This is a genomic window from Duganella sp. GW821-FHT07F09 (assembly GCF_059418705.1).
This window is the reverse complement of the sequence record NZ_JBWKQJ010000004.1, coordinates 299,912-318,335: the sequence shown is the minus strand read 5'-3', so window position 1 is coordinate 318,335 and position 18,424 is coordinate 299,912. Positions and strand designations below refer to the sequence as shown.

General features: G+C 68.2%; 16 protein-coding genes. 4 read left to right on the top strand and 12 right to left on the bottom strand.

Features of this window, described 5'->3' with window-relative positions:
* Positions 1-149 precede the first annotated feature (149 nt).
* The 3 genes from AC07P1_RS12880 to AC07P1_RS12870 are packed head-to-tail and all read left to right on the top strand — an operon-like array spanning position 150 to position 4,162.
* Entirely contained in the window at positions 150-1,088 is a 939-nt protein-coding gene (locus AC07P1_RS12880; protein ID WP_494696179.1) for an alpha/beta fold hydrolase, read from the top strand.
* A 36-nt stretch (positions 1,089-1,124) separates the two neighbouring features.
* Complete coding sequence (locus AC07P1_RS12875; RefSeq protein ID WP_494696178.1) at positions 1,125-2,699, top strand: ligand-binding sensor domain-containing protein; 1,575 nt, start codon at positions 1,125-1,127, stop codon at positions 2,697-2,699.
* The gene (locus AC07P1_RS12870) at positions 2,678-4,162 is read left to right on the top strand and encodes an ATP-binding protein (RefSeq protein WP_494696463.1); all 1,485 of its coding nucleotides are present in this window, start codon (positions 2,678-2,680) and stop codon (positions 4,160-4,162) included. Before AC07P1_RS12875 ends, AC07P1_RS12870 begins: the two co-directional genes overlap by 22 nt.
* Positions 4,163-4,212: 50 nt before the next feature.
* On the opposite strand, the gene AC07P1_RS12865 is transcribed toward AC07P1_RS12870, so the two are convergent.
* The 12 genes from AC07P1_RS12865 to AC07P1_RS12810 all read right to left on the bottom strand — a co-directional run bounded on the left by AC07P1_RS12865 (position 4,213) and on the right by AC07P1_RS12810 (position 16,802).
* Positions 4,213-5,859, bottom strand: coding sequence for a glycoside hydrolase family 43 protein (locus AC07P1_RS12865; protein WP_494696177.1), 1,647 nt, complete (start codon positions 5,857-5,859; stop codon positions 4,213-4,215).
* The gene (locus AC07P1_RS12860; protein ID WP_494696176.1) at positions 5,856-7,136 is read right to left on the bottom strand and encodes an MFS transporter; all 1,281 of its coding nucleotides are present in this window, start codon (positions 7,134-7,136) and stop codon (positions 5,856-5,858) included. The genes AC07P1_RS12865 and AC07P1_RS12860 overlap by 4 nt, the downstream gene beginning before the upstream one ends.
* Before the next feature lie 101 nt (positions 7,137-7,237).
* Positions 7,238-8,470, bottom strand: coding sequence for a gallate dioxygenase (locus AC07P1_RS12855; RefSeq protein ID WP_494696175.1), 1,233 nt, complete (start codon positions 8,468-8,470; stop codon positions 7,238-7,240).
* Between the two features lie 37 nt (positions 8,471-8,507).
* The gene (locus AC07P1_RS12850; protein ID WP_494696174.1) at positions 8,508-8,954 is read right to left on the bottom strand and encodes a nuclear transport factor 2 family protein; all 447 of its coding nucleotides are present in this window, start codon (positions 8,952-8,954) and stop codon (positions 8,508-8,510) included.
* The gene (locus AC07P1_RS12845) at positions 8,951-9,649 is read right to left on the bottom strand and encodes an alpha/beta fold hydrolase (protein WP_494696173.1); all 699 of its coding nucleotides are present in this window, start codon (positions 9,647-9,649) and stop codon (positions 8,951-8,953) included. Before AC07P1_RS12845 ends, AC07P1_RS12850 begins: the two co-directional genes overlap by 4 nt.
* Before the next feature lie 2 nt (positions 9,650-9,651).
* The gene (gene fdhA / locus AC07P1_RS12840; protein ID WP_494696172.1) at positions 9,652-10,848 is read right to left on the bottom strand and encodes a formaldehyde dehydrogenase, glutathione-independent; all 1,197 of its coding nucleotides are present in this window, start codon (positions 10,846-10,848) and stop codon (positions 9,652-9,654) included.
* Positions 10,849-10,891: 43 nt separating this feature from the next.
* The gene (locus AC07P1_RS12835; RefSeq protein WP_494696171.1) at positions 10,892-11,650 is read right to left on the bottom strand and encodes an SDR family NAD(P)-dependent oxidoreductase; all 759 of its coding nucleotides are present in this window, start codon (positions 11,648-11,650) and stop codon (positions 10,892-10,894) included.
* Between the two features lie 27 nt (positions 11,651-11,677).
* Entirely contained in the window at positions 11,678-12,604 is a 927-nt protein-coding gene (locus tag AC07P1_RS12830) for an amidohydrolase family protein (protein WP_494696462.1), read from the bottom strand.
* On the bottom strand, positions 12,604-14,451 hold the full coding sequence (locus AC07P1_RS12825; RefSeq protein WP_494696170.1) for a feruloyl-CoA synthase: 1,848 nt from the start codon (positions 14,449-14,451) through the stop codon (positions 12,604-12,606). The genes AC07P1_RS12830 and AC07P1_RS12825 overlap by 1 nt, the downstream gene beginning before the upstream one ends.
* A complete protein-coding gene (locus AC07P1_RS12820) occupies positions 14,448-15,248 on the bottom strand; it encodes a crotonase/enoyl-CoA hydratase family protein (RefSeq protein ID WP_363502278.1) in 801 nt (266 codons plus the stop codon). The genes AC07P1_RS12825 and AC07P1_RS12820 overlap by 4 nt, the downstream gene beginning before the upstream one ends.
* Before the next feature lie 91 nt (positions 15,249-15,339).
* Positions 15,340-16,083, bottom strand: a complete 744-nt coding sequence (locus tag AC07P1_RS12815) for a GntR family transcriptional regulator (RefSeq protein ID WP_494696169.1) — start codon at positions 16,081-16,083, stop codon at positions 15,340-15,342.
* The gene (locus AC07P1_RS12810) at positions 16,080-16,802 is read right to left on the bottom strand and encodes a GntR family transcriptional regulator (protein ID WP_494696168.1); all 723 of its coding nucleotides are present in this window, start codon (positions 16,800-16,802) and stop codon (positions 16,080-16,082) included. The genes AC07P1_RS12815 and AC07P1_RS12810 overlap by 4 nt, the downstream gene beginning before the upstream one ends.
* Positions 16,803-17,053: 251 nt before the next feature.
* Here AC07P1_RS12810 and AC07P1_RS12805 point away from each other — a divergent pair, with 251 nt between their 5' ends.
* Positions 17,054-18,265: a LysR family transcriptional regulator gene (locus tag AC07P1_RS12805; RefSeq protein WP_494696167.1), complete on the top strand. Its 1,212-nt coding sequence runs from the start codon at positions 17,054-17,056 to the stop codon at positions 18,263-18,265.
* Positions 18,266-18,424 lie beyond the last annotated feature (159 nt).

Genomic DNA, 18,424 nt, shown 5'->3' with positions numbered 1-18,424 from the left:
GTGGCGGCGCGCTACCCTTTCGGGTATAGGCCGCCGGCGCGCGCCGGCCTACCCTGTACGGTTTGAGCCGTGGCGACGCATGCCGGCACGGCATCCATCGCAACCCGCCGCCGGCATCACGAGTCCGTCGGCATTCCAGGAGTCCAACCATGAACCGCCTCTTCCCCCTCACCCGCCACGGCCTGCGCGGCGCCGCCGCCATGCTGATCTTCGCCGCCCACGCGGCCCAGGCCGCCGAGCCGATCGACACGCCGGTGCCCGGCTTCAGCGACAAGTACGCCACCGTCAACGGCGTGCGCCTGCACTACAAGATCGGCGGCCAGGGCACACCGGTGGTCCTGCTGCACGGCTACGCGCAAACGGGCCACATGTGGGGGCCGGCGATGCGCGAGCTGGTCAAGAAGCACACGGTCATCGTGCCGGACCTGCGCGGCGCCGGCGGCTCGGACAAGCCGGCCGGCGGCTACGACAAGAAAACCATGGCGGTCGACATCCACGAACTGGTCAAGTCCGTCAGCAGCGGGCCGGCGGCGGTGGTCGGCCACGACATCGGCATGATGGTGGCCTACGGCTACGCCGCCCAGTTCCCGGCCGATACCAGCCGCCTGGTCGTCATGGATGCCTTCGTGCCCGGCGTCGGCGACTGGCGCACCGCCTTCCCGGCGCAGGCGGTGTGGCACTTCCATTTCTACGGCGACACGCCGCTGGCCCTGGTCAAGGGCCGCGAACGGATTTACTTCGAGCATTTCTGGAACGACTTCTCGGCCGACAAGGGCAAGTCGATCAAGGAGGCCGACCGCAAGCTGTACGCGGCCGCCTACGCGCAACCGGACGGCATGCGCGCCGGCTTCTCCTACTTCAGCGGATTCGAACAGGACGCCGCCGATTTCGGTCCGATGAGCAAGACCAAGCTGACCATGCCGGTGCTGGCCATCGGCGGCGAGAAGTCGGCCGGCGCCTTCGTCGGCAACCAGGCCAAACTCTACGCCACCAATGTGCAAAGCGTGATCATCAAGGGCTCCGGCCACTGGCTGATCGACGAGGCCCCGGAACAGGTGGTGCCGGCGCTGGTATCGTTCATCGACTAGGGAGTCGGGCGGCGGGTTTGCTATAGTATTGTGAAAATGGCACACCCTTCTCCCATGGCCGCCGCGCGGATTTGCCGCTTCGCGGCCGCCGCTCTGGCCCGCCTCCTGGCCCGCCACCTGGCCCACCTGCTGGCCGGCCTGCTCGGGCTGGCCGCGGCGGCGCCGGCGTGCGCCACCGCCATCGACCTGCACCACGCCAGCTGGACCGCGCGCGACGGCGCGCCGCAGATGGTCCTCACCATCGCGCAAACCGCCGACGGCTGGCTGTGGCTGGGCGGCGCCACCGGCCTGTTCCGGTTCGACGGCGTGCGCTTCGAGCGTTACGTGCCCCCCGGCGCGCCGCTGCCGGCCAACGGCATCGGCATCCTCAACGCCGTGCCGTCGGGCGCCTTGTGGATCGGCTACCGCTTCGGCGGCGCCAGCGTGCTCGATCAGGGCCGCCTGCGCCATTACGACCAACGCGACGGCCTGCCCGCGCACAGCGCGGTGTGGGGCCTGGAACAGGACGGCGGCGGCCGCATGTGGGCCGCCACCAGCGCCGGCATGTTCCGCCTGGAGCGCGGCCGCTGGCTGGCGGCCGATCCGGTCTGGCTGCTGCCGCGCACCGGCTACAAGACGCTGATGCGCGACCGCCAGGGCATCCTCTGGGCCCAGGGCAACGAGGGGGTCTACTCGCTCGCCCCCGGCGCCACCCGCTTCGTCAAGTCTGTGCCCGGCACCGGCACCGGCGTGCTGTTCGACGTCCCCGACGGCAGCATCTGGAGCTGGGACGGCCTGCACAACCGGCTCAACCGCTTGACCGCGCCGGCCAACGGCGCCCGGCCGCGCCGCTGGCACGTGGGCGGCGACGCCAGCAGCATGCTGTTCGACCGCGCCGGCGACCTGTGGGTGGGCCGTCAGGAGGGCCTGGAATACCACACGGCGGGCGCGAGCGCCGCCAGCGGGCCGCGGCAAGGCCTGAGCGGCAGCGGCGTGGCCGCCCTGTTCGAGGACCGGGAGGGCAATATCTGGGCGTCGACCTCGAACGGCATCGACCGTTTTCGCGCCAAGCGGGTGGCCCGGGTGGCGCTGGCGCACAACCCCGGCACCCACGCGCTGGCGGCCGACGACAACGGCGGCGCTTGGGTGGGACGCTACCACGTCGCCGTCCCCGGCGCGGCGCGCCGCCCGCCACGCCGTTGTGGCCGGCTTCGCCGCTGCCCTGGCACAACGTCGTCAGCTGCTCCTACCGCGACCCGGACGGCGTGTTGTGGACCGGCGGCTACGGCGGCCTGTGGCGCAAACGCGGCGACGACATCCGCCCGGTCGCGCTGCCGCCGGGCGTGGCCGGCGTGGCGATCAACAGCATGGCGCGCGACCGCGCCGGCGGGCTGTGGGTGGCGCTGGCGCAGCGCGGCCTGTACCGGCGCGCGCCGGACGGGGCCTGGGAACGCAGGCACGGCATGGCCGGCCTGCCGGACGACACGCCGCGCGCCATGGCGCACACAGACGCGGCCGGCCTGTGGCTGGGCTACCCGGGCGGCCGCCTGCTGCAATTGGAGGACGGGCTGTGGCGCCGCTACGGTCCCGAGAACGGCGTCGGCGTCGGCATGGTCATGGCGCTGCACCTGAGCGGCGACCATGTGTGGGCCGGCGGCGAGAACGGCCTGGCGCTGCGCCACGGCGCCAGGTTTGTCGGCGTGGGCGGCGTCGACGGCCAGTCCTTCGAAGGCATCTCCGGCATTGTCGAGCTGGACGACGGCGACCTGTGGCTCAACGCCGCCGCAGGCCTGTTCCGCGTGCCGGCGGCGGAGATCGCCCGGCTGCGCGCGACACCGGCCTACCGCGTGCGCTACGAGCGGCTCGACAGCCTCGACGGCCTCGAGGGCAGCGCCCCGGTGCTGCTGCCGACGCCGTCGCTGATCCTCGCCGCCGACCGCCATTTATGGCTGACGACGACGACCGGCGTGTTCCGGCTCGATCCGGCGCGCGGTCCGCCGCCAGGGCCGCCGCCGGCGCAGATCCGCGCCATCGGCGCGCCGGGCCAGGCCCGGCCGGCGCTGGCGGGCATGCAGCTGCCGCCCGGCACCGACGCGCTGCAAGTCGACTACACGGCGTTGGCGTTGGCCATGCCCGAGCGGGTGCGCTTCCGCTACCGGCTCGAGGGCGTCGACCGCGTCTGGCGCGAGGCCGGTCAACGGCGCACCGCCTACTACAGCAACGTCGGACCGGGCGCCTACCGCGTCCAGGTGATGGCCAGCGGCGGCGACGAGCGCTGGCCGGCGGAACCGGTCACGCTGGAGTTCAGCATCGCGCCCATGGCGACCGAGACGTGGTGGTTCAGGAGCCTGTGCGCGCTGGCGCTGCTGACGGCGGCGTGGCTGCTGTACCGCTGGCGCACGCGCCTGCTCGCCCGGCGCCTGGCCGGACGGCTGGAAGAGCGCATCCACGAACGCGAACGCATCGCCCGCGAGCTGCACGACACGCTGCTGCAATCGGTGCAGGGCCTGATCCTGCAAGTACACGCGGCGGCGATGCGCCTGCCGCCGCCGGAACCGGCGCGCGAGCTGATAGAAAAAGCGCTGCTGCACGCGGACGACGTGCTGCACGAGGGCCGCGAGCGCGTACGCGACCTGCGCGGCCACGACGTCGGCGCGCAGGGGCTGGCCGAGGCGCTGGTGTTGGCGGGGGCGCAGGCGCGGCCGCCGGACGCCCCGCCGCCGCGTCTGCTCGTGAGCGGCACGGCGCGCGCGCTGCATCCGATCGTGCACGAGGAAGTGGTGGCGATCGCCGGCGAGGCCATCGCCAACGCCTACCGCCACGCCGCCGCCGGCCGCATCGAGGTGCGGCTGCACTACGGCGCGGCCGAACTGCGGCTCGACATCGCCGACGACGGCGTCGGCATCGCGCCGGAGGTGCTGGCCGCCGGCGGCCGCCGCGATCACTGGGGATTCGCCGGCATGCGCGAGCGGGCCGCGCGGATCGAAGCCAGGCTGGCGTTGCGCAGCCTGCCGGGCGCGGGAACCGAGTGGCGGCTGACGCTGGCCGGCGGGCTGGCCTATCACACCGCGCAACGGCGTTTCTGGTTTCAATGAAAAACGCCAGCGTGGACGCTGGCGTTCTTGTTGTCGTTCATTGTCGAGATTCAAGCTCCCGGCAGCCGCATCGAATCGATGCAGTACGCCCGCTCGCGATACTCGAAGTAGTCGAAGTCCGCGTGCAAGCCCGTGCCGGCCATGTCCTGGCACCCCATGCCGACAAACGCCCCGGTGAAGTTGGGTTGCCCGGGCGCGTTGGCCTCGTCCGACAAAATGCTGGCATCGAACTGCTGGGTCAGCCACTGCCAGTCACCGTCCGCGATCCGGTAGCCGAAGTACAGCCGCTCCTCGTCCACCTCCACCCGCAACGCCACAGGCCCGTCCGAAGGCAGCGCGACCGGCGCCGTGAAGGTGTCCGTCTGCACATGGTTGGGCAGGCTGCTCATCACGCGCAAATGCTTGCCGACCGCCTCGTCATGCGTGATGTACAGATAGTGGAACTTGGCGCCGCCGTAATAGCAGACCAGCCCCGCCTGCTGCTGGTAATGCTCCGGCTCGAAATCGACCACGGTGGAGGCGCTATAGCAATGGGACTGCTGGCGCCGCGCCACCAGCGCCTGGCGGAACTGGCTGCCCAGGCTCTCGCGGCCGTACAAACGCAAATGGCCGGGCCGCTCGGTCAGGCTGAACAGCTCCTCCGGCCAGGGCGTGCGTAGCCACTGGAAGGCCAACGGCAAGCGCGGCGCATCGAATTCTTCACGGACCGGCTCGACCGGCCAGGGATGCGGCGGCAAGCCCGGTGCGGCGGCCTCAAGCTGCGCCGTACCCTGCCCGTCCACGGTGCGCAGCCAGCCATCCGCGCCCCACACCACCGGCTGGATCGCGGTCTCGCGTCCCAGCGTGCAGGTGCCGCGATTGCGCAGCGGCCTGCCGCACAGATACACCATATAAGTCTGGCCATCCGGCGTCTCCACCAGATCGGCGTGGCCGGCCCGCTGCAGCAAGGCATCGGGCCGGTGACGCGAACTGAGGATGGTCTGATCGGGATGCAATTCATACGGCCCGTGCAGATCGCGCGCCCGCGCCATGGTCACGCCATGGTTCCAGCCGGTGCCGCCCTCGGCGGTCAGCAGATAGTAATAGCCGTCGCGCTTGTACAAGTGCGGCGCCTCGGTCAGCCCGTGCGCCGTGCCTTTGAAGATGTTCTCGCGGCGGCCGATCAAGCGCCCCTCCGCCACCGAATATTCCTGCGCCACGATGCCGGCGAAGCGGTTGCCGCCCGGCCGGTGGTCCCACAGCTGGTTCAGCAGATACTTGCGGCCGTCGTCGTCATGAAACAGCGACGGATCGAAGCCGCTGCTGTTCAGATGCACCGGATCGGACCACGGACCGTCGATGGCCGGACTGGTGACCAGATAATTGTGAAAGTCGCGCAGCGAAGCGCTGCCCGCCGCGCCGCCGGTGGAGGTGCGGCCGTAACGCTTGACGTCGGTATAGATCAGCCAGAACAAGCCATCCGCATAGGTCAGGCAAGGCGCCCACACGCCGCAGGAGTCCGGCGCGCCCAGCATGTTGAGCTGGCTGGCGCGCGTCAGCGGACGGCACAGCAGGCGCCAGTTGACCAGGTCGCGCGAATGGTGGATCTGCACGCCCGGATACCATTCAAAGGTGGACGTGGCGATGTAATAGTCGTCCCCCACCCGCACGATGGACGGATCGGGATTGAAGCCGGGCAAAATGGGATTCTGGATCATGCTGGTTTGATGATAAGGGGTTCTACAATTGCCGCCGGTTCGCGCACCAGCGTCCACAGCAGCACAGCGGCGACCAGGTCGAGCACGGCCAGGCTGACAAAAAACGGCGTGTAGCCGACGGTGGCCATCAAGCCGCCGATCAGCAACGAGAAAATCAGCAGGCCCAGGTTGCCGAAAGTGCCGCACATGCCGGCCACGGTGGCCACCTCGTTGCGGCGGAACAGGTCGGACGACATCGTGATGACGGTGACGGACAAGGTCTGGTGCGCGAAGCCGGCCAGGCTGAGCAAGGCGATGGCGGCGTAGGGACTGTCGACGTAGCCGACGAACGCGACGCCCATCATCATGCAGGCGCCCAGCGTGAAGGCGCCGCGCCGCGCATTAATCAGGCGCACGCCGCGCTTTTGCAGCGCCAGCACCACCACCGGCCCGAACATGCAGCCCAGGTCGGCGGCCAGGAACGGCAGCCAGGCGAACATCGCGATCTGCGCCAGGTCGAAGTGGCGCACCGTCGTCAGATACAGCGGCACCCAGAACGACAGCGTACCCCAGGCCGGATCGGCCAGGAAGCGCGGCAGCGCGATGCCCCAGAAATTGCGCATCTTCAGGATGCTGACGATGGACGGGCGCTTGCCGTCGCCTTCCAGGTGCTTTTCCTGGCCGGCGGCGATGTGCTCCTTCTCGGCGGCCGACAGGCGGCGATGGCGGGCCGGGGCGTCGTACAGCAGCAGCCAGGCCGCCACCCACACCAGCCCCAGCGCGCCGGTGATCACGAAGGCGGACTGCCAGTTGTAATACAGGATGGCCCATACCACCAGCGGCGGCGCCAGCATGGAGCCGAACGAGGCGCCGATATTGAAGATGCCGCCGGCCAGGCCCCGCTCCTTGGCCGGGAACCACTCGGACACGGCCTTCATGCCGGCGGGATTGGCCGAGCCCTCCGCCAGCCCCAGCAGGGCGCGCAGCGCCGCCAGCGTCTGCCAGTTGGTGGCCATGCCGTGCATCATGCAGATCACCGACCAGGCGGCGGCGAACATCGCGAATCCCCATTTGAGGCCGATCACGTCGAGGATGTAGCCGCACAAGGGTTGCAGCATGATGGTGCCCTGGAACGCGGCAGTGATGTACGAGTATTCCTTGGTGGTGATGCCCAGCTCGGTGAGCAAGGTCGGCGCGGCCACGGCCAGCGTGCTACGCGTCAGATAGTTGATGACCGCACCCAGCATGATCAGACTGATCATCCACCAGCGTAAGCCCTTGATCTTTCTCAGAGACATGTTTGCGCAATCATTTACTATGGAGCGGCAACATTAACACATTTTGCCCGGCAAATGATAGCGCAATCTTGGAGCCGGCCCGGCCCTCGCCCGCCGCCGCCTCACGCCGAGGCGGGCACCCTGCGGGTTTGCAGGAACGCCTCCAGCGTCTCCCCGCGCATGCTGGCGTACACCTGCAGGTTCGACATCTTCTGCACCCGCGCGAACTTCTCCAGCACGAAAAAGCTCACCCCATACCGCACCAGGCCAAGCCAATCGCGCCGCCGCACCAGCTCCCGCTCCTCCTCGCTCAATCGCGATTCGTCGAAGGCCGCTTCAAGATCGCGCGCCACCAGTTCGCGGAACAACGGTTCGCGGTGGCGCCAGAAGAAGCGGTTCAAGTCCAGCGCCTTGACGCTATGCGCCACATCGAACGGATAAGTGCCGTCGATCTCCTCGATGCCGGCCAGCTGCTCGTTGGAGCGCCCGCGCGCCGGCGTGGCCGGCGGGCCGCCGGCCTCCTCCTGCTCGTAGATGGCCACCGCCATATTGGTGGTGGTGGCGAGGTAGTGATTCTGGTGCACGCAGCGTATCGTGTCGGTCAGCGCGCCGCGCATCGCCAGCCACATGATCACTTCGGCGCTTTCGGCGCCGCCACGGCGCACCAGTTCCGCGTGGGTCAACGCCGTCAGCGCCTCGGGCGCATCGACGAACAGACGCAGGAATTCCTCGTCCCATTCGGTGTCGTTAAAACCTGTGCGCTCGCCATGGATCTGGTGCGACAGGCCGCCGGTGCCGACCACCACCACCTTCAGGTCCTGCGGGAAGGACTCGACCGCCCGCCGCACCGCCTTGCCCAACTTGTAGCAGCGCAGCGCCGTCGGCAGCGGATACTGCAAGACGTTGATCGCGATCGGCAGGATGGCGCCCGGCCACGCCGGCTCGTGCGGCCACATCAAGCCCAGCGGCGAATTGCAGCCGTGATCGAGCGCCCGGTCCTGGAACACCGCCATGTCGAATTCCTCGTTGACGAGGCAATCGGTCACGTGCGCCGCCAGCGCGGCGTTCCCTTTGATGCCGGGCAGCGGGCGCCGGCCCGCGCCCTCGTCGGCCATGTCGAATTCGGGCGACACGCCGATCGCGAAGGTCGGATAGCAGTCGAAGAAAAAGCTGTTGGCGTGGTCGTTGTAGAAAAACAGCAGCACGTCCGGCTTGCGCTGCTCCAGCCATTTGGCGACCGGCTCGTAGCCCTCGAACAGCGGCGCCCAGGCCGGATCGTTCTGGCGTTTGCGGTCGTACGCGAGGCCGATGGTGGGCACGTGCGAAGTCCCGATGCCGCCGATAATTTTTGCCATGATGGTCCTTGTGATTGAATCTTGATTGCGCCGCGTGTCAGGCCGGCAGCCACAGCGAACCGCGCCGCGACGCGAAGCGCCAGCCGTCCGCCGTCAGCCGCAGAACGTCGACGAACACGCCCGGCACCGGCGCCCGCACATCGGTCGGCGCGCCGCCTTCCGGCGAACGTGTCCCGCTCATCATCAGGATGCGCGAGCGGCAGCGCGCCGTCGTCGCGCTGTCCACCTCCACCTGCACATCGCTGGTGACATGGAAGGTCGTGGTTTCCGGCGGCCGCTTGCGCAACGCGGCCAGAATGGCCTGGCGGCCCTCGATCGGCTGCTCCGGCGCCGATGGCCGGAACAACACGGCGTCCTCGGTGAACAGCGCGGCCAGTTCGTCGAAGCGGCGCTCGTCGTTCAGGTAGGCGTAGCGGACGATCAAATCGGCGCAGTCGCTTTTGATCGCGGCTTCGTCGCCGCGTGGGACGGTCCTTGCGGTCATGGCAGCACCAGCCAGTCGCGCAGCGCGCCCAGCACCGCCTCCGGCTGCTCCATCATCGACATGTGGCCGCAGGCGTCGATCAGCCGCAGGATGGGCGGCCGCGCCATCAGCGCGGCCATGCGCTCGTGCCGTTCCGGCGGACTCCAGCCGTCCTGCCGTCCGCACAGCACCAGCGCCGGACAGTCGACCCGCGCCAGCACGTCCGCCGCGTCGGGCCGCGTCAGCAGCGCGCGGGTCTGCGCCACGTAGATCTCGGGCGACATCCGTCCGACCATTTCCAGTATCTCGGCCACCAGCTCCGCGTCGAAGCGGTGGCGCGGCGCCAGCATCGGCAACGCCCACTCGGCGGCGATGGCGTCGATGCCCTCGGCCCGGGCCCGGTCGACCAGCACCGCGCGCCGGGCCGCTTCATCCGGCTGCGGCGCCTCGTAACCGGTGTCGAGCAACGCCAGCCGCTCCACACGCCCGGGCGCTTGGCGATACACCTCCAGCGCCACCCTCCCGCCCATCGAATGGCCGGCCAGCGCGAAGCGCTCGGGCGCATCGGCCAGCACGTGCCCGGCCATCGCATTCAGGCTATCCTGCCGCGTGAAGCTGACGACGCGCACGTCGAAATCGCGCGCCAGCGCCCCGGCCTGCGCCGCCCACGCCTCCTCGTCGCAAAGCAAACCGCAAAGTAAATAGATCGTTTTCATCGTCAGGCGGCGATCAGTCCGTGCGGATCGAGCACGAATTTCTTCGCCACGCCGGCGTCGAATTCGTTATAGGCCTGTGGCGCATCCTCCAGCCCGATCACCTGGACGTTGACCACCTCGGCGACATTGATACGGTCCCACAGGATGGCCTGCATCAGCGCGCGGTTGTACTTCATCACCGGGGTCTGGCCCGTGTGGAAGCTGTGCGACTTGGCCCAACCGAGGCCGAAGCGGATCTGCAGGCTGCCATGGCGCGAGCCGGCGTCCGGCGCGCCGGGATCGTCGGTGACGTACAGGCCGGGAATGCCTATCTTGCCGGCCGCGCGCGTCACCTCCATCAACGCGTTGAGCACCGTGGCCGGCGCCTCGTGCGCGGCGCCGGCATGCCCATGCCCGCGCGCCTCGAAGCCGACGCAATCGACCGCGCTGTCGACTTCCGGCGTGCCGAGGATCGCCGCGATCTGGTCGGCCAGGCTGGCGTCCAGCGACAGGTCGACCGTCTCGAAGCCCACCGCCCTGGCATGCGCCAGGCGGGCGGGATTGACGTCGCCGACGATGGTGACGGCCGCGCCCAGCAGCCGCGCGGAGGCCGCCGCCGCCATGCCCACCGGACCGGCGCCGGCGATGTACACGGTGCTGCCCGGCCCCACGCCGGCGGTGACGGCGCCGTGGTAGCCGGTCGGCAGGATATCGGACAAACAAGTCAGGTCGCGGATCTTGGCCATCGCCCGGTCGCGGTCCGGGAACTTGAGCAGGTTGAAATCGGCATACGGCACCAGCACGTATTGCGCCTGGCCGCCGATCCAGTCGCCCATGTCGACATAGCCATAGGCGCCGCCGGCGCGCGCCGGATTGACGTTGAGGCAAACGCCGGTGTGCTGCTCTTTGCAAGTGCGGCAACGTCCGCAGGCCACATTGAACGGCACCGACACCAGATCGCCCTTGCCCAAGGTCTCGACGTCGCGCCCCACCTCCAGCACCTCGCCGGTGATCTCATGACCGAGCACCAGGCCGACGGAGGCCGTGGTGCGGCCGCGCACCATGTGCTGGTCCGAGCCGCAGATGTTGGTCGACACCACGCGCAGGATCACGCCATGCTCGATCTTCCTGCCGCGCGGATCCTCCATCTTCGGATAGGCGATTTCCTGTACCCGCACCTGGCCCTGCCCCATGTACACCACACCACGATTGTTTTCCATGTCTCCTCCTTGGTTGGTAAAGCACTCTGCTACAAAGCCTGCATCAACGCGGCGCCAGCCGCACTGCGCCATCGAGGCGTATCACCTCGCCGTTCAGGAAACGGTTGCCGATGACATGGCCCACCAACTCGGCGAATTCATCCGGATGCCCCAGTCGTTTGGGATAGACCGAGCTATCGATCAGCGCCCGCATCACCTCCGGGCCGACGTTGGCCATCAGCGGCGTTTCGAAGATCCCGGGAGCGACCGTCATCGCGCGCACGCCGAACTGGGCGAACTCGCGCGCCAGCTGCAAGGTCAGCGCCACCAGCGCGCCCTTGGACGCGGCGTAGGCCGACTGTCCCACCTGCCCCTCGAACGCCGCCGCCGAGGCGGTGAACAGCAGCACCCCGCGTTCGCCGTCCAAGGGCGGCGCGGCGATCATGTCGGCGGCTGCCAGGCGCACCATGTTGAAGCCGCCGAACAGGTTGAGGTTGACCACCTTGACGAAATCCTCCAGCGGCATCGGCCCGTCCTTGCCCACCACCCGCTTCGGTTTGCCGCCGCCGGCGCAGTTGACCAGCACCCGCGCCACGCCGTGCCGCTCGCGCGCGGCAGCGATGGCGCCGGCGGCGCTGGCCGGATCGGTAACGTCGCAATGCAACGCGAGGCCGCCCACCAGTTTGGCCAGCGCCTCGGCGCGTTCGCGGTCGATATCCAGGATCGCCACCCGCGCTCCCTGGCGCGCCAGATGCCGCACCGTGGCCTCGCCGAGGCCCGATGCGCCGCCCGTGACCAGGGCGGCCGTGTCTTGTAATTGCATGTCGTACCTTTCGGGATGATGGGAGGATCAGCAGCAGTCGGCGCCGGCCGGTGGTTGCAGCCGCTGGTAACGGCCGTAGACCGGATGGCGGTCCAGTCCCAGCAAGCGGATCGCGTTTTCCTTGAGGATCAGCGGCCGCACCTCGTCCTTGATGCCGATCTGCTCGAAGTCGGACATCCAGCGCTCCGGCGTCAGCGCCGGAAAATCGGAACCGAACAACATCTTCTTTTTCAGCAGACCGTTCGCGTACTGCACAAGCAGCGGCGAGAAGTACTTCGGCGACCAGCCCGACAGGTCGATATACACCTGCGGCTTGTGGGTGGCCACCGCCAGCGCGTTCTCCTGCCACGGAAACGACGGGTGCGCGATCACGATCGGCATCATCGGAAAGTCGACCGCCACGTCATCCAGGAACATCGGATCGGAATACTTGAGCCGCACCCCGCCGCCGCCCGCCATGCCCGCGCCCACGCCGGTCTGGCCGCTGTGGAAAATCGCCGGCAGCCCGGCCTGCGCGATGGCCTCGTACACCTCGTAGGCGGCGCGGTCGTTCGGATAGAACTCCTGCGCCGACGGATGGAATTTGAACCCGCGCACACCATAGTCCTCGATCAGGCGCCGCACCTCGCGCGCGCCCATCTTGCCGCGCAGCGGATCGACGCTGGCGAACGGAATCAGCACGTCGGGATGGGCTGCGGCCTCCTCGGCCACCTCCTCGTTGGCGATCCGCACCTGGCCGTTGGCGCGCTCGGTGTCGACCGAAAAGATCACGGCCAGCATTTTGCGTTCGCGGTAGTAGGCGGCCGTCTCGGCGATCGTCAGGCGGGCGGTCTGCTCCTTGAAGTACTTGGCCATGGCGGCGTCGAAGGCGGTGGCCACCGGGTCCGGCGCGTTGCGCGTCGAGACGGTGGCGTGGATGTGCATGTCGATGGCGACGATGTCATCGAGGTTGATCATACGGTCTCCTTGTGCTTGGTGAGGGATGCGTGCAGCACGCGCGGGTCGCCCGGCGGCGCGTACAGCAATTCGACCAGCTGCGCGCGCAGCTTGAGCACCGTGCGCTGGTTGATCGAGCCCTTGTCGGTGCACTCGCCCAGATCCATCGAGGCCGGCTCTTCCATCTCCATGGCGTGCATGATGCGTTGAGAGCTGCCGGTGGCTTGCGCCGCTAGCTTGTCCAGCAGCGCCTGCAGCCACACGCGCCTGGCAGGCGCCGTCATCGCGGTGTGGGCGGCCGGCAGCAGGAACACCAGCATGCCCAGGGTGTCGCGGTCATGCCCGGTGATGACGGCGTCCTGGATGTAGGGCGCGCCGGCGGCGATCACGCCCCCGCGCAGGCTGCCGACATTGGCCCAGGTGCCGCTAATAAGCTTGAAGTCCTCGGCGATGCGGCCGTCGAAACGCAGCCCGCGTTCCGGCTTCGCCTCGTCGATGAAACGGGCCGCGTCGCCGCTGCAAAAATATCCCTCGTCGTCGAAGGCTTCGCGCGTAAGCTCGGGCTGGCGCCAGTAACCCGGCGTGACGTTGGGGCCGCGATAACGCACTTCGAGCTTGTCGCCGACCGGCGCCAGCTTGACGGTGACACCAGGGGCGGGCAAACCGATCAACCCCGCCTGCCAGTCCGGCAGGTGGGCCGACAGCGCGAACGGCGCGGTCTCGGTCATGCCCAGGCCCATCGTCATGGCGATGCGGGCGCCGCAGGCTTCCACCGCCAACCGGTCCACCGCCGCCTTCAGCGGCGCCGACAAGGCCGCGCCGGCCGGAAAGATCAAACTCAGCCGGCTGAAAAAATGATCGCGCAGGGCGCTGTCGTCCTGCATCGCCCGCACCAGCATCTCCAGCCCCTTGGGCACGGTGAAGTAGATGGTGGGCGCGATCTCGCGCAGGTTGCGCACCGTTTTCGCGAAGTCGTCCGGCGTCGGCTTGCCGTCGTCGAGGTACAAGGTGCCGCCGCAGAACATCACCATGCCGGAGATCAGATTGCCGCCCGCGGTGTGGTGCCAGGGCATCCAGTCGAGCAGCACCGGCGGCCGCTCGTCCAGGAAGGGATAGCACTGCGCGTGCATTTGCTGGTTGGCGCACATCATGCCGTGGGTGTTGATGACGGCCTTGGGCAGCTTGGTCGAGCCGGACGTGAACAGGAACTTGACGATGGTGTCCGGCCCGATCGCCTGGTGCGCCTGCTCGACCTGCGGCCCGGCCACGGTGGCCAGCAGCTCGTCGAAAGCGGTGCAGGAACGGCCGGCCAGACCGCCCTGGGTGAACACCAGTTCCATGGCGGGATCGACGCATGCCTCGATCGCGCGTCCATAGCGCGCCGCGTCGGCGGCGAACACCAGTCCCGGCGTCAGCAGCTCCAATGCGTGGCGCAGGCGCTCGCCATCCCTGGACAGCAGCGAGTAGGCCGGCGACAACGGCACGAACGGCACCCCGACGTGGGCAGCCGCCAGCGACAGCAGCGCGGATTCGATATCGTTCTCGGACAGGATCAGCAGCGGACGATCAGGCCCCAGGCCGCGCCGCAACAGCGCCTGCCCGATGCTGCGCACCTTCTCCAGCGCGTCGGCATAGCTCAGATGGCGCCATTCGCCATCGGCGCCGCGCTGCGCCAGGTAGGACAAGTGCGGCCGTTCGCGCGCCCAGCGCACCAGCGGCTCGGTGTAGCGCGCGGCGGCCGGACCGAGCGGTTCGTCCGAGCGCAGCAGCACGGCGCCGTCGGAGCGCCGCTCGACCTTGCCCGCATAGGGCCCAAGCGACAGTGCGCGAAAAGCGGGAGTGGCCGCGGCGGCGACGGCGTTCATGCCTTGCCCTCCGGCGCGATCTTGTCCGCGCGTTTCTCCAGGAAGGCGTTGACCCGCTCCTTCGCCTCCGGCGCCGACTGCGTGATGGTCGCCATCAGCGCCTCGGTCAGCAGGCCGTGCGCCATCGGCTGCTCGGCGATCAGCGGCAAGGCGTTCAGGATGGCGAAGTTCGACAGCGGCGCGTTGCCCGCGATCTTGCCGGCCAGCTCACGCGCCTTGCGCATGCCCTCTCCGGCCGGCGTGACGTAATGCGCCAGTCCTACCGCGAAGCCCTCGGCGGCGGTCAGCACATGGCCGGTCAACATCATCTCGGTCACGCGCGAAAAGCCAATCAGCTTGGTCACCCGCACCGAACCGCCACCACCGAGGAAAATACCGCGCTGGCCCTCCGGCAAACCGAAATAGGCGCTTTCCTCGGCCACCCGCACATGGGCCACCGACGCCAGTTCCAGGCCGCCGCCGACGACCGCGCCTTGCAGCACGCAGACCACCGGCACCCGGCCGAACTGTATCTTGCCGAAGGCCTCGTACCACATCATCGATTGCTGCATGCCCTCGGCCGGCGTGGCCTCGCTCAACGAGGCCAGGTCCAGGCCTGCCGAAAAGTGCGGGCCGGCGCCGGCCAGGATCACCACCTTGACGGTGGGCGGCAAGGTCTCGACGCAGCTGCGCAACTGGGCCACCATCGCCAGGCTTAGCGCGTTGCGCTTGTGCGGGCGGTTCAGGGTGATGGTGGCGATCTCGCCTTCGATCTCGCGCTCGACCAGGCGCTCTTCATTGTGCTGCGTCGTTTCCATGCTTTGTTCTCCGTGATTGTCAAAATCGTTTTTTCGATACAACCTGCCTTTCATCCATTTTCAAACGCCGCTCAAACGGCAGCTAGCCCAATCAGTTGCCACAACCATCGAATCTGCTTATTGCATCCGAACCCGCGTCCGCATCATCTTCCACGCCGCGCGCGGCCAGCACCAACCGCATATGTTCGACGGCCACATACGCGTGCTCGCGCACCAGCGCACCGGCCCTGGCGCCCTGGCGCTGGCGCAGCGCCTGATGGATCATCACGTGGTCGCGCTGCGCGCTGACCAGCAACGCCATCTGCGCCTCCCTGGCGTCCGCGCTGACGTTGATGGCCACCGCGCCGGCGGCGGCGAACGGCAAGCGGTCGTTGAAGGCCAGCGCATGCTTCAGGGAACGGTTGCAGGCCGCGTCGATCACGGTGTCGTGGAAGGTTAAATTCATGTTGGCGAAGACTTCCTCGTCGCCGGCCGTCATCGCGCTTTTTCCGGCCAGCGCGCGGCCGATTTCGATGCACTCTTCGAGCCGCGCGAAAGCCTCGGGCGAAAGTCCGCGCCGAGCGGCAGCTTGCGCCGCCAGTCCTTCGAGCACGCCGCGCACTTCGATCGCGTTGACCACGTCGCGGAACGAGAACTGCCTGACCTGGTAGCCACGCGCGCCGTTCGAAACCAGCAGGCCCTCGCCCTCTAAAATCTTGATCGCGCGCCGCACCGGCGTGCGCGACGCCTGCAGCGTCTCGGCCAGCGCCACCTCCAGCACGCGCTCCCCCGGCGCCAGTCCGCCATTGAGTATCAATTCGCGCAACTGCAATACGATCCGCTCCTGCTGGCTCATGGCGCCTCCTCCGCGCCGGCGAACAGGCTCTCGCCCGCGATATGCAGACTGTGTTTCGCTGCCTGGGTGTGTTCGCGCATCAGCGCCTCGACCCGGGTGCCGTCGCCCTGCTCCAGCGCCTGCACGATGGCGTGATGCTGCATGTGCGCGAAGTTCAGCACTTTGTATTGCTGCGGAAGTTCGGCATGGTCGAAGGCGAACGCGCCGGCGGCGGAAAACGGCACGCGGCGGTTGAAGGCCAACAGGTCCACCAGCGCATGGTTGCCGCTCGCGCGGGTGATCAAATCGTGGAAGCGCCGGTTCATCTCCGAGTAGCGCGCGGCGTCACCGGCGACCAGATGGCCCTTGGCGAACAACGCGTCGCCGTCGGCCAGACAGGCGAGCAACTCGCGCCGCAGCTCGGGGCACAGCCCCCGCTCGGCCAGGGTGCGCGCGGCCAGGCCCTCGAGCGCCGCGCGCACGTCGATCGCGCCCAGCACGTCGTCGACATGGAAGGTGCTGACCACGTAGCCGCGCTTACCCAAGCTGCTCAACAGGCCCTCCTGCGACAGCGCTGTGAGGGCGTAGCGCACCGGCGTGCGCGAGGTGCGCAGCGCCTCCGTCAACGCCGTCTCTGTCACGCGCTGGCCGGGAGCCAGTTCGCCGTTGAGTATCATCTCGCGCAAATCGATGACCGCCTGTTCCTGGGAGGTCGGGAGACCGCCGCTCATTTTTGTCATGCCTACTCCACGTTGACTGCTACATGCGGGGCGCGGATGCCGATGAGACGATTATGCCCGTCCCGTCCAAGCAAATGTATACATTTGACGTTCCGGACAATCTAATTACCTTATCGCATCCGCGTGTTTTTCAGCATTTTACGGGTACAGGCGCAGTAAATAGCAATTTATTACTCGACATTACCAATCCCGATGTATACATTTAAGACATTGGAACCTCCACCCGACTTTTGATGAACGCGCTCCCAGCCATGTCCCAATTAGTCAGCCTGCGCCACCTGCGCGCCTTTCTCGCCGTGGCCGACATGGGCAGCGTGACCAAGGCCGCCGACGCGCTGTACCGGGCGCAATCGGCCGTCACCCGGTCGGTGCGCCAGCTGGAAACGACCTTGGGGGTCGATCTGTTCGAGCGCAAGACCAGCGGCATGCTGCGCACCGCCTTCGGCAACCTGGTGCTGTTCCGCGCGCGCCGCGTAGTGAACGAATTCGAACAAGGCTGCGACGCCCTCGCGCGCCCCCGGGTGCCCATGGCGATGTTCAACGAGCGCCGCCTGCTTTGCCTGGTCAGGCTGGCGGAATCCGGCCACATGCCGACGGTGGCCAAGACGCTCGGCATCAGCCAGCCGGCCGTCAGCGGCTTCGTCAACGACCTCGAGGCGAGCCTGGGCACCAACCTGTTCGAACGCTCGTCCAAAGGCATGAAGCCCACCGAGGCCGGCGACATCCTGGTGTTTCGCGTCAAGCGCGCGCTGGCCGAACTGCGCCACATCGACACCGACCTCGCCGCGCTGCGCGGCAACACCGAAGGCAAGGTGGTGATCGGCGCGCTGCCGCTGGGGCGCACCGCCATCCTGCCGCGCGCCATCAGCGACGTGCTGCTGCGCCATCCGGGCCTGCGCTTCTCCACCGTCGAAGGACCGTTCGACCAGCTGGCCGCGCAGCTGCGCGCCGGCGACATCGACTTCGTGCTGGGCGCGCTGCGGCCGGCCGACTATGCGAACGACTTGAGCGGCGAAGCCCTGCTGGACGACCGGATGTCGCTGGTGGTGCGCAGCGGCCATCCGTTGACCAAACAAACAGGCCTCGGCATGGCCGACCTGGTCTCCGCCCGCTGGGTGCTGGCCAACCAGTCCACGCCGGCGCGCGCGCTGTTCGACCTGTCCTTCCAGTCGCTGGGGCTGGCCGTGCCGCGCGCGGCCGTCGAAACCAGCGACCTGGCCATCCTGCGCGGCATGCTGATGCACAGCGACGCCGTCACCGCGATCTCGCCCCAGCAACTGAGCTACGAAATCGAGGCCGGCCTGCTGACCGTGCTCGATGTGGAAGTGCCGCACACCAGCCGCACCATCGGCATCACCCAGCGCAGCGACAGCCACGCGTCGCCGGGCGCGCTGGAGTTGATGGCCACGATCCGGCGCTTCGCCGCCACGCAGGCCGGCTGCGCGCAAACACACCCCCGATAAGCAAATTCGAAGGCCTTGCACCGGACATTGCAGAGCGCTCCCGACAGGCTTCATCGATACTAAGTTCTGGACGAGCGGCCAGCCCCACCACCGCGCAACGTCATGCCGGCAAAACATCCCTCAGAGGATGCGGCGCACTCAACACCCCGTTACAAGCCA